General features: G+C 43.6%; 2 protein-coding genes and 1 pseudogene. 2 read left to right on the top strand and 1 reads right to left on the bottom strand.

All coding sequences use genetic code 11. The features are described 5' to 3' along the window. Positions 1-893, top strand: an 893-nt coding sequence (locus Q0257_RS00930; protein WP_298020400.1) for a hypothetical protein, incomplete at its 5' end; no start/stop codon positions are given. A gap of 282 nt (positions 894-1,175) precedes the next feature. Here Q0257_RS00930 and Q0257_RS00935 read toward each other — a convergent pair. Next, positions 1,176-1,757: a Crp/Fnr family transcriptional regulator gene (locus Q0257_RS00935; RefSeq protein WP_298020403.1), complete on the bottom strand. Its 582-nt coding sequence runs from the start codon at positions 1,755-1,757 to the stop codon at positions 1,176-1,178. 127 nt (positions 1,758-1,884) lie between these two features. On the opposite strand from Q0257_RS00935, the pseudogene Q0257_RS00940 reads away from it, so the two are divergent. Continuing rightward, positions 1,885-2,115: pseudogene (locus Q0257_RS00940) on the top strand (hypothetical protein); the annotation flags it as partial.

The following is a 2,115-nucleotide window of genomic DNA, read 5'->3' on the forward strand; positions in this document are numbered from 1 at the left end:
TTGAAATTTTTTACGATGAAAATGCTAGCGATGCGCAGATTGATGCGGGCTTGGACGCACTTTTAGCCTTCGCGGCGCAAAACAGGGATAGGATCGACGAGGATTTCGGGGAGTTTGGCGAGCGGATTTTTACGCCATTTATTGCAAATATGAAACTAATGCGAAGTGGAAAGCTTGATTTTACACGAATTACTCGAATACTTGCGTTTAAGCCTGATTTGAACTACAATGAAGGATATATCGGCTCGCCGTTGCAAACTGCGATTTCTTACGGCTGTCCGCTTTATTTTGGTGCGGGTATTGATGCGCCAAGCAGCGCTGATTTGGGTGCAGACGAAAAGAATTTGATAACTCCAAGCGAAAAGTTAGGACGTCGCACAATTTTAAAAAATGCGGATGTGCTGCGATTAGTGCGATTTTTGGTAGAGCACGGCGCAAACATACATGCACGCGGATCGTTACATCTAGCCACATCGTGCGGAGATTTTGAGACGTTTTCATTGCTTCTTGAGCTGGGCGCTACAGATATTAGCGGCGTGGTAAGCTCGGTTGCAGGCGGTGAGCTGCTATTTTTACGAGATGCAGGTTTTATCGTTTCGGCATATAAAAATCCGCCTGATCCACGCGCTCGTGAGTTCATAAAGAGCGCGAGATTTAAAAAATTCCGCGACGGGAGGCTACGCTATGTGGAGGAAATTTTAAAATTTCAAAGCTTGCGCGAGCTACCGCAAAATGAGTTAACGGGCTTGATTAAGCTAGCCGCAGTACTAGATGATACGGACACGGCGGAGTTTTTACTCGCTCACGGTCTTTGCGAACAGAAGGAGCTTTGCGAGCTTCTAAAAGCGCAGGCAAAAACTTACGACGCTGTAAAAATTTTGCAATCTTTGTAAAATTTAGCGCGCTGCCTCGCTTCGTTAAATTTGAAATTCGTGCCAAGAGCGTTAAATCGTCGCACCGTATTTTACGCGTGAAATTTGCTTGGTCGCGCAAACGCCCGGTCTCCAATTTATCCGAGCCTCATCTTACTTTGCGATGCTTCCGCTTGTCTTTTTGATATGCGCGTCCTTTCGTTTGATTCGCGCCACGCGCCCTTTTATTGGGTTAAATTTAAAATTTCGCGGGCGGCCTTTCGCTAAAATAGTTTAAATTTAAACTCGCCTTGCGGATTTAATCTATAAAATTTTAATTCTATTTCCTTTTAATTTCACGATCTTTTTGTCGTTTACGAGCTTCGTAATCGCAGAGGAGACGTTTTGGCGAGGCGCTCCAAGTAGGCTTGCCAGCGTCATTATATTAAAGGGAAGCTCCGCAATCTTATCGGCGTTTGCGATGCGATTTAGAAAATTTAAAATCCGCGTCTGGATTTTCGCAAAGACGATCTCTTTTATCAAAATCCGCTGCGAGTGGAGGTTTTTGATAAGCGCGTTTATGATCGAGCTTGCAAACTCGTCTCCAAGCAGCTCAAAAAGCTCCGAGATATTGATTTGCAGCGTCTCGCAGTCGCTTAAAATTTCAAGGCTCGTGTTTTTATCCAAGCAGACGTAGGCGCCGCTTTTTACGAAGCTAAAGATAAATTCCTTGCCGTTTTCGTAGCAGTTTAGCTTCGCCCTGCCGCGCAGCAGAATGATAAATTTAAACTTCTGCGCGTAGATCACATCGCCGCGCGCGTAGCTTTCGCGCCTAAATTTAGCAATACGCTCCTTGCTTAAAAAGTCGAATTTCTCGCTGTAATCGTTATTTAGTCTATCTATCATAGCAGCTCTTTGCATAAAATTTCACGTAAATTTTACATAAAAAGGATAAATTCGTCGCAATCGCGACAAATTTAAATTTATCTTTGATTTATAATTCGCGTTAAAGACAACCTAGAAAGGATACTTTATGAGGAAAATTTTTATCTCATTTATCTGTGCGTGTTCGCTTTTCGGCGGAGAGGTGATCTCTAAAACCGCTACGATCTCGCAAGACGGCAAAGCAATCGGCGAGGCTGAAATTTTAACACCGATCGAGGTGATATCCAGCGATGGCGGCGTTACCAAGATTAAAATTAAAGGCGTCGTGAGCGAAAACTATCAGCTTCAAATACAAAAAAATATGAAGGAGGCTGAAATT

Source organism: uncultured Campylobacter sp. (assembly GCF_938018035.1).
Taxonomy (GTDB): Bacteria; Campylobacterota; Campylobacteria; order Campylobacterales; family Campylobacteraceae; genus Campylobacter_B.